The organism is Sporosarcina thermotolerans, assembly GCF_042658975.1.
Classification (GTDB): domain Bacteria; phylum Bacillota; class Bacilli; order Bacillales_A; family Planococcaceae; genus Sporosarcina; species Sporosarcina thermotolerans.
In genome coordinates, this window is sequence record NZ_JBHSRM010000011.1 from 103,844 (window position 1) to 113,779 (window position 9,936).

The following is a 9,936-nucleotide window of genomic DNA, read 5'->3' on the forward strand; positions in this document are numbered from 1 at the left end:
TGCCCCCTTATTTACTCTCTTTTGGATCCAGTGCATCTCTTAATCCATCTCCAATGACATTAAATGCAAGAATGGTTAAACAGATAAAAAATGCCGGGAAAAAGAGTTGGTGTGGAGTGTATTGGAATGCCGGCAGTGCGTCTGATGCCATCGTTCCCCAACTCGCGCGAGGCGCAGGTACGCCTAAACCTAAATAACTTAGAAACGCTTCTGTAAATATCGCTGTTGGAATGGTCAACGTCAATGTCACTAAAATTGGCCCAATTGTATTTGGCACTAAATGTCGGAATAACAATCTGGAATTACTCGCTCCGAGAGACTTTGAAGCCAACACATACTCCTCAGATCTCAGTTGCATTACTTGCCCACGCACAATTCTGGCCATACTGATCCATCCGGTAATGGTCATTGCAATAATCATTGTCCATAACCCTGGGGGCATTACGACCATTAGGAGGATTACAACTAAAAGATACGGGACGCCATATAGAATGTCAGCAACACGCATCATATATTCATCCACTTTCCCGCCAAAAAATCCGGAAACAGCTCCCCAAATTACCCCAATAATCAAGTCAATCAATGAAGCCATTAAACCGATGAATAATGAAATCTTCGCCCCGTACCAAGTGCGTGCAAACACATCCCTACCCAAGTTGTCTGTTCCGAACCAATGCTCCGCGGATGGTGTCTGGTTTGCATTTATTAAATCTGTGTCATCGTAACTTTGCCCAGAAATGGGTCCTCCAATAAAAGCCATAATTGCTAAAAAGATAATGACAGCAACGCCGAAAAGTGCTAATTTATTTTTTTTGAAACGCCTCCAAGCATCTTTCCAGTAAGACGTACTTTCACCGACAATTTGCTCTGCCGCCGCTTGGTCTACTAACAATGTTTCAAAGTCGGATTGTTTTATATTTGCTTGTACCATTAACTTCTCGCCCCCTTACCCGACAGTTTTATCCTTGGATCAACCAATCCATAAATAAAATCGACTATCAAGATCGAAACGAGTAAAAGGACACTATAGAAAACAGTCGTTCCCATAATTACTGTGTAATCCCGATTTGTAATACTGACAACAAACTCATTTCCTAAACCAGGAATCGCAAATATTTTCTCGATAATGAAGCTTCCGGTTAATATGCCGGCAACTAAAGGGCCCATGTAAGAAACTACCGGTAATATGGCATTTCTTAAAGCATGTTTGTAAATAACGACTGCTCCTGATAACCCTTTTGACTTTGCTGTTTTAATAAAATCGGCATTCATAACTTCCAGCATGCTCGAACGCATTAATCGTGCAATGAAAGCAAGAGGCGTCGTTGCCAGAGCGACTGCCGGTAAAATTGTATGTGCGAATGAATCGAACCTGGCAATCGGCAGCAAAGATAATTGGATGGAGAAGATATATTGTAAAATCGTGGCCAATACGAAACTTGGTACAGATATTCCAAGTATCGCTACAACCATCACGGAGTAATCTCCGGATTTATTATGATAAAACGCTGCGATTACACCAAATAAGACCCCGAATGCAAGTGCCAAAAATATTGCTTCCAATCCAAGGACTAAAGAATACGGCAAGCTTCTTTTTATAATATCCGTGACTAGTTGTCCCTCGTATTTAAACGATGGGCCAAAATCAAAGGTAGCGGCATTGATCAAGTAATCAAAGTACTGTTTGTAGATTGGATCATTCAATCCGTATGCGTCCATCATTTGTTGTTCGATTGCAGGAGAAGTCTTCCGTTCAGACGTAAAAGGTCCGCCCGGCGCTAGTTTCATTAACGCAAAAGTAATAGTTATAATAAAAAAAAGGGAAACGATAATATACCCAACCCTCTTTAGCAAATATTTAACCAAATGATAACACCCCCGAAGTCTATAAGGTTATGAACTTTATTTCTTTTAAACACAAAAGGGGGGTGAAAGCGAATCACCCCCTATAAATCCTATTAACATTTAAAGTTTGGACCTTATTCAGCGGCGATCCAACCCCACTTATATTGCACAACGCCAAGTGGTGAAACTTCAATGTTCCTAACTTTGTCATTATTTGTCCATACGTTCGTATAGTAGTAAATAGGCGATAATGGAAGTTCTTCCATGAAAATCGCTTCTGCATCACGTAAAATCTTCTCACGAGCCGCTACGTCTGTTTCTGTTCTTGATTTTTTAAGTAATGCTTGGTACTCTTTGTTCTCCCAATTTGTATAGTTGTTTCCGCCAACAGTTTCAAAGATTTCCAAGAAGTTGATAGCATCATTATAGTCGGCAATCCAACCCATTCGGCCAACCTGGAAGTTTCCTGCACCCATTGAGTCAAGGTATACGCCCCACTCTTCGTTATTAAGCTCAACACTTACCCCAAGATTTTTCTTCCACATATCTTGCACAGCTTGAGCGATTGCACCATGGGTTTCACTTGTGTTGTAGGAAAGCTTAACAGTCGGCAACTCGCTCAGGCCAAGTTCTTTTAAGCCTTTCTTCAATAACTTTTTCGCTTCATTTACATCATTATCTCCAAAGTATCCTTTAGCATTTTCCTCAAAGATCGTTGGTGGAACAAGCGCCATTGCCGGTAGCTGTTCAGCTTTTGTAATGTTTTCTACAATGCCTTTACGGTTAATCGCCATTGCAAACGCTTTCCGGATATTCACGTTATTGAACGGCGCTTCCTCAACGTTGAATGCGTAGTAGTATGTGCCGGCTAGTGCTGAAATATTTAATGTGCCTTCTTTTTTATAATGTGAAATTGCAGCAAGCGGGATAGAGTCCGTTGGTGAACCCAACCAATCCAACTCACCTTTGTCGTACATTTGTTTCGCAGTATTTTCATCCATGATCATGAACATATTGATTGTTTCCAATGTAACTGTATCTGCATCCCAGTATTCAGGGTTTTTCTTAAGAACAATTTTGTCTTTATGCTTCCAGGAATCCAATAGGAACGGACCGTTTGTAACATAGTTATCCGTTTTTTCTTGTGCCCAATCGCTCTTTCCGTCAACAACTTTAGCGTTAACAGGGAAGAATGTATGGAATGCTGTTAAATCTATGAAATACGCAGTCGGTTGCGCTAACTCTACAACCAATGTGTGATCATCTTTTACGGTAATGCCAATATCGTCCAACGAGCCGCCTTGTTCCTTGGCAGCTTCGGCGCCTTTAATCATATACATTTGATAGGCGTAATCAGTGTCCACGTTGGCAGGGTTCAATACCCATTTCCATGCATATTCAAAGTCGCCAGCCACAACTGGATCACCATTTGACCATTTTGCATCTTTACGAATTTTAAAAGTATACGTCAATCCGTCTTCTGACATCTCATAGCTTTCCGCCATTGCTTCTTCTACTTCACCTTGTTGGTTTACACGCATTAAACCTTCAAAAACTTGGTTTAACACTGCTCCTGAAGTTGTGTCCGTAGCGGAACCTGGATGTAGGGAAGGCGGCTCCTCTCTCACGTTCACGTTTAGTGTTTGGTCAGCGGCCAATTCATCTTTTGACGGTTCTTTTGATGAATCTTTTCCGGCCTTTTTGTCGTCCCCACACGCAGCTAAGACCATACTGAAACTTAATACTAAAACTAATAAAATTGACCATTTTCTCTTTAACATTTCCTATCCCCTTTCAATCCTTTTCTGATATATTGAAATTATCAATATACCCTATAAACTATTATACCTCCGTTTCTCTTATTTTCAATCAGAAGTTTTGAAGATTACGACGGTTCCAAAATATCCGATAAATAACAACAAAATTCGACAAATCTGCTTTCAATAAATCTACCCGACCTCGAATCAAAATTAAAACGGCTTTCCCTTTAACAGGAAAACCGTTTTATTTTATTTATATTTTCTTTGGCCAAAAACTCCATTTCTTTCCTAACAGCACTAAGACCGCAGGAATGAGCAATGGTCTTACGACAAAGGTGTCAATCAGGATACCAAGCGCCATGATAAAGCCAAACAGCTTCAATTCGTATATCGGCATAGTCGCAAGCACAAGGAATGTTGCAGCCAAGATTACACCTGCGGAACTGATGACTCCTCCAGTACGCTCTAATCCTTTTCGAACAGCGTCGTCAAAAGGCATCACCTTCAACTCTTCCCGGATCCTTGCAATCAGCATGATGGAATAATCGACGCCAAGTGCAACTAAAAACACGAAAGCATAGAGTGGAATACGATAGTTGATCCCATCAAGATCAAGAAAAACTTCGAATAAGAAGTATGACAGGCCAAGTGTAGCTACAAATGAGAGCAATATGCTACCAATCATATAAATCGGTGCGATAATCGATCTTGTTTGGAAGCCTAACATGAATGTGATTAGAACTGTCATTAAAATCATGACAATCCAAGTATCCCTACCATTGATATCCCTCACATCCGCATTGATTGCTGTTTCACCCGAAATATACATTTCAGTATCCGATAAATTCGCTTCCTCGAGGATACTCTTACTGTCTTCGCGAAGCTTGAGTAAACCATCGAATGCTTCCGTTCCATATGGATTACCTTTAAATATAATCGAGAACTTCGCAGCTTTACCATCTTCATTTACTGGATTGCCTTGTGTTGTTACATCAGCAATAGCTGGATTCTCTTTTATCTTATCAATAACTGTTTTCATCTCTTCCATGCCTAATTCATGCTTAGAGACAAAAAGCAATGTGCTAGGTGCCAAACTTCCTTCCGAAAAATCAGCCCCTAACCTCTCATATCCAACGCGGGACGAAAGATCTTCCGGGAAAGAAGCGATAAGATCATACGATTCTTTCATGTTCGTCATATTCCATGCACCTAATACAAGAAGCAAAAGAATTGGAATCATGAATTGCAAAGGCTTTTTCGTAACGACATTCGCCACTTTGCCCCAGATTGATTTCTTTTCAACTGTCACATCACCGTATTTCGGGATGACCGGCCAAAATGCCTTTCTTCCGATAACCGCAAACAATGCTGGCAATAAAGTCAGACCTGCAATCAGCATCCCAGCTGCCGCAATTGCAAATACTGGTGCAAAATTACGGTACGGTTCATACAAAGCGAAAAACAACGTTGCGACACCTAATACAATTGTACTCCCACTAAAGAAAATAGGCTCCTTCACATGTTTCATCGTTTCGCGCATAGCGGCATTAGCATCCTCATGAGTCTTCAATTCCTCACGGTAGCGTGAAAAAATAAGCAATGAATAATCCGTGACGACCGCAAATAGCAAGATTGTCATTATCGACAACGCCTGGCTATCTACACCAAACCAACCTTGTGCTGTCGCAAAGCCAACGACTCGATCGACAACTGCATATACAATGCCCGCTCCAAGTAACGGGATGAGTGTCAATAAAGGAGAACGGTAAATGACTAATAGTAATACTAAAATAAGTCCAACCGTTGATAATAACAATACAATATCCGCTTGGCTAAATAGCTCGACCGCATCTGAAGCGATGCCAGCGGGTCCGGTCCACGAGAGTTCGATTGTTTCATTGACTTGGGGCCCTACTAACTCCTTAATGGACTTTACTAGGTTATGCAAATCTTTTCCTTCAAGGTCTTTCGGCAAGCCTAAAGGGATAAAGAATGTTTCCCCATTGTCCGATAGAAAAGAAGCGCGTAGATTTGGCTGTAATTTAGATAATGGAATAACTTCCACTTCATCAAATACAGTATCATCTTTCACAGATTCAACTGCTTCGGCAAAACCTACAAGCTCTTCATCGGAAAGTATGCCATCCTTATGGAATACGGCAAAAAGCGGGATGCCACCCTCATTCGGAAAATACTTTTCAAGCTGTTTGGAAGCTACAATGGACGGTGCATCTGTTGGTAAACCGAAGTCTTTATTAGCAATTACATTTTCCTTACTGCCCGGTGCAAGAGCAGAAAGCAGGACCGTTAGCAAAAGCCATATACCGATGGAGAACCACCAAAGCCGCCTTCCTTTTAATTTTCCTTCAGTCATCAGCGTCTTCCTTCTTTCTCAATAAGAAATGTAATCAAAACAAATAATACAAAACTGACAAGTAGGACACTTCCTCCTACTATATAGAAGATAAGCGCAAACGTTTCATTCACATCGAACGGCTTCATGAATTGTAACCACATGCCTGCAGTCAAACCGATTGAACCGATGATTGCTGTCCATCCATGCGCTGCAACCATTTTTTTTGCCCGTACTTTATAGATTCTATAGAACACTCCCCATGCAAATACCGATAGCCATCCAACTAAAAGAATATGCGCATGGATTGGACGAAATGCATACGAGCCTGCCCCTGCCATATGGGATCCTAAAAACGCACCAATAATCCCAAATATTGCTGAAATGCGGATTAAGCGAATACTCCATTTTTCCTGCATGTCTATTCCTCCTGTTTTTATGTTTATCCTTATAGTAAAGAGCCAACATGAACAGAACATGAACGAGACATTACAATTTTGGAAGTACCACTATGAATACAGTGCCTACCCCTTCTTGACTTTCAACCTCCACATTTCCCCTGTGAAGCTTTACAACCTGATGGACGATGGAAAGTCCAAGCCCAGTACCTTCTATTTCCTGTGTCCTTGAATGGTCGACCCTGTAAAATCGGTCGAACAGTCGCTTCAAATGCTCTTCGGGAATTCCAACGCCCGTGTCCCGGATTTTGAATAACACATTTTCTTCATCATCTATAAGATTTATCTCAATCTCTCCGCCCGTTGAAGTGTATTTCAAGGCATTGGAAAGCAGATTCTCCCAAACCTTTTCAAGAAAGGCAGGATCACCTGAAAACTCTATTTCATCCATTTCCATTGCCAAAGAGATTTGCTTTTCCTCCAACAACCATCTATGTCTACGAATAATCTCCATTAATTGACCATCCAAGTTGAATCTTTTCGGGTCCAAAGGAGACTCCAATTGGTCCAATGACGTTAACAACAATAATTGTTTCGTTAATGAAGAAAGACGTTCCGTTTCTGACTGAATGACTTTTGCATAGTTGTTTCGCTCTGTCTCCGGTAGCTCACTATCCATCAGTAAGTTTGCATACCCTTTAATATTGAGTAAAGGGGATTGGAAATCATGTGACACATCACTAATGAACTCCTTGCGAATACGGTCATTTTCACTGAGTCTCTCTGTCATGTGCTGAAAGCTTTTAGCAAGCTGACCAATCTCATCTCGACGGCTAATATCAAGAGTACCCGAAAATTTTTCTTCACCGACCTTTTTCGCCGCTATTGTCAGCTTTGTAATTGGCTCAATCAGCTTCTTCGCGACGATCAACATCGATAGAAGACTAACAACTGCCATTACAATAACCATGCCACCCAATAAGATGTGAACTTCTGTGAAAAGCAGTTTAAGATCTGGTCTCATAAAGAGCGCATAGGTTTTATCATTGTATGTAAATGGAACGCCTACAGTGTTCGCCAATTCATCCGAAAAAAAACCAGTCATAAATGTTTCCGCCTTTAAATCACGCATACCATGATAAGGTTTTCCACCTAACACCCTTTCGACTGATGTAGCCCTAAGGTTTTCAACCCGAAATGGAGCGCCATACATTGTTGCATCCCCATCTTCATCGACAACAAAAATCTTATAACCCGCTACCGCTTGTGTCTTGAAATAATTGTCCAGATTGGAGTGTCCGTCGGATTCAATATATTCCACCATTGCGAGAGCGATATTCATATTCTTCGTATCGTTTTGTTCTTTCAATTGTTGATGATAATATGTATTCACTACAAGAAATGCAATGACTGTACTTGTAAGCATGATTCCTGTTGTAAAGGAAAGAAACTTCCCATATAGAGACCTCATGATTCCAAGACCTCAAGCTTATAGCCAACCCCTCGGACTGTAGCTATCTTAATACCCTCAAGCTTGTCTCTTAGACGTTTAATATGAACATTCAACGTCTGCTCATCCCCCTGATAGTCAAAGCCCCAAACCCGTTCGATAAGGAAATTCCGTTCAAAGACCTGATTCGGCTTTGATGCAAGAACTGATAAGAGCTCAAATTCTTTCAAAGGTAGCAAAAGAACTCTTTTCCCGATGGACACTTCATAGCTTTGCCGATTTATTCTCAAAGGACCGACTTGAATTATTACATCTACAGCTTTGTCATATCTCCTTAGAATCGCATTAATTCGAAATAGCAGCTCTTTCGGCTCAAACGGCTTAACGACATAATCATCTGAACCTGCCAAAAAACCTTTTTCCTTGTCCTCTAACTCACCTTTTGCCGTCAGTAATAGGACTGGGATATCCCCTATCTCACGCAATCTTCTTGTCAACTCATACCCATCCATTTTTGGCATCATCACATCGACGACCGCCAAGTCAGGAAACTGCTCATCAATCCTCTCAAGCGCTTCCAAACCATTGGCAGCCTTTATCACTTCATAACCCTCATGGGATAGATGAATAGTTACGAGTTCCAAGATATTTATGTCATCATCTACTACAAGTATTCTCATTATCTTACCTTCCTTTTAGCCGAAGTCCTTAATTCTGCATTTAAAAGTCCCGAAACCATAAGGATGACAGCAGTAAAATAAAACCAAAGAACAAGCAATATGATTCCCGACAACTGGCCATACAATTTTGTATAATCAACATTTGCCACGTAGTTTCCAAAGAATAGGGAAAATAATTGCCAGCCAATTGCTGAAAAAAGTGCTCCGGGTAAAACTTCTTTTACTTTCATTCTACCTGTTGGAACCAATTTGTAAAACAATAGGAAAAACAGAATAAGGAATAGCGTCCCTAATCCCCACTTCACTAACGGCCAAATATAAAGCCAGCCTCTCCACTGTTCTACCGCATCATAGTAGGTAACCAGTTCATGTAACGCCCTTTCCACCAATGGGAGAAACAACGACAAAGAAAGAACTAACATGAATAATAAAGTTACACCTAAGTCTCGGATTAACACTTTCCAAAATGCATAGCGTCTTATATAGCCATTTGCCTGATCAAGAGAACGGGCCAACGACTGTACAGCAACTGAAGAAATCCAGAAAGCTATTATTAGACTCGTATAGAAAACATTTCCTTGCACTTTAAAAATGATCAACCGTACATTCTGCTCAATGATTAGATACGCCTCACTAGGGGCAAACGGTTTAATGAAAGTTAAAAACGTCTCTTCATTGACGGGTAAATAACTGAGCAATGAAAACAGGAAAATGAGGAAAGGAAACATCGATAATAGTAAATAATACGCGGTCTGTGCCGCCTGATCAAAAAAGCGTTCCTTTAAAAAACGTAATAGTACTTTTTGAATTACCAACATCCTCACCTCCTTCCCTCAATATACCCTATTCTTAATTAAGAAATGGAATGCGGAAAAATTTTATTTTGAAAAGAGGGAGGGGATTTTGGAGGTAGGTTGGGCGCGGGGGACGGTTCTTGAGCGTGGGAGCAGACGTGTTGGGCGCAGGATGGGATTCTTGAGCGTGGGAGCAGACATGTTGAGCGCAGGACGGGATTCTTGAGCGTGGGAGCAGACGTGTTGAGCGCAGGACGGGATTCTTGAGCGTGGGAGCAGACGTGTTGAGCGCAGAGAGGAGATTCTTGAGCGTAGAAGAAGTATCTCGACAGATCTCTATATTTATTTTTTTAAACACAAAAAAACCACCCCCACAGGGATGGTCTTTGCCCGGCGACGTCCTACTCTCACAGGGGGAAGCCCCCTACTACCATCGGCGCTGAAGAGCTTAACTTCCGTGTTCGGGATGGGAACGGGTGTGACCTCTTCGCCTTCGTCACCAGACTATGTAAGAACGATTTTGTTCGTTCAAAACTGGATAAAAGAGACATTGTTGCTACTTCAAGTTCAACCATACTTCATAACTTTAAGGTTAAGTCCTCGATCGATTAGTATCCGTCAGCTGCACGTGTCGCCACGCTTCCACCCCGGACCTA

Annotated in this window: 8 protein-coding genes and 1 rRNA gene; all 9 read right to left on the reverse strand. The window is 41.3% G+C overall.

Annotated elements, in window-relative coordinates; translation table 11 throughout:
- Positions 1–7: 7 nt before the first annotated feature.
- The 9 genes from ACFPZG_RS06915 to rrf all read right to left on the reverse strand — a co-directional run bounded on the left by ACFPZG_RS06915 (position 8) and on the right by rrf (position 9,784).
- Positions 8–931 carry an ABC transporter permease gene (locus ACFPZG_RS06915; RefSeq protein ID WP_317941189.1) on the reverse strand — a complete coding sequence of 308 codons (924 nt, stop codon included), beginning with the start codon at positions 929–931 and terminating at the stop codon, positions 8–10.
- Positions 931–1,866: an ABC transporter permease gene (locus ACFPZG_RS06920; protein WP_317941190.1), complete on the reverse strand. Its 936-nt coding sequence runs from the start codon at positions 1,864–1,866 to the stop codon at positions 931–933. Before ACFPZG_RS06920 ends, ACFPZG_RS06915 begins: the two co-directional genes overlap by 1 nt.
- Positions 1,867–1,979: 113 nt before the next feature.
- Positions 1,980–3,626, reverse strand: coding sequence for a peptide ABC transporter substrate-binding protein (locus ACFPZG_RS06925; protein ID WP_317941191.1), 1,647 nt, complete (start codon positions 3,624–3,626; stop codon positions 1,980–1,982).
- 232 nt (positions 3,627–3,858) lie between these two features.
- Entirely contained in the window at positions 3,859–5,979 is a 2,121-nt protein-coding gene (locus tag ACFPZG_RS06930) for an MMPL family transporter (RefSeq protein WP_317941192.1), read from the reverse strand.
- Positions 5,979–6,377: a hypothetical protein gene (locus tag ACFPZG_RS06935; RefSeq protein ID WP_283733350.1), complete on the reverse strand. Its 399-nt coding sequence runs from the start codon at positions 6,375–6,377 to the stop codon at positions 5,979–5,981. The genes ACFPZG_RS06930 and ACFPZG_RS06935 overlap by 1 nt, the downstream gene beginning before the upstream one ends.
- Before the next feature lie 70 nt (positions 6,378–6,447).
- On the reverse strand, positions 6,448–7,782 hold the full coding sequence (locus ACFPZG_RS06940) for a sensor histidine kinase (protein ID WP_381426448.1): 1,335 nt from the start codon (positions 7,780–7,782) through the stop codon (positions 6,448–6,450).
- 41 nt (positions 7,783–7,823) lie between these two features.
- Positions 7,824–8,486 (reverse strand): response regulator transcription factor, encoded by a 663-nt coding sequence (locus tag ACFPZG_RS06945; protein WP_317941194.1) that lies wholly within the window; start codon positions 8,484–8,486, stop codon positions 7,824–7,826.
- The gene (locus tag ACFPZG_RS06950) at positions 8,486–9,304 is read right to left on the reverse strand and encodes a YihY/virulence factor BrkB family protein (RefSeq protein WP_317941195.1); all 819 of its coding nucleotides are present in this window, start codon (positions 9,302–9,304) and stop codon (positions 8,486–8,488) included. Before ACFPZG_RS06950 ends, ACFPZG_RS06945 begins: the two co-directional genes overlap by 1 nt.
- A gap of 364 nt (positions 9,305–9,668) precedes the next feature.
- A 5S ribosomal RNA gene (rrf, locus tag ACFPZG_RS06955) occupies positions 9,669–9,784 on the reverse strand.
- Between the last annotated feature and the right edge of the window lie 152 nt (positions 9,785–9,936).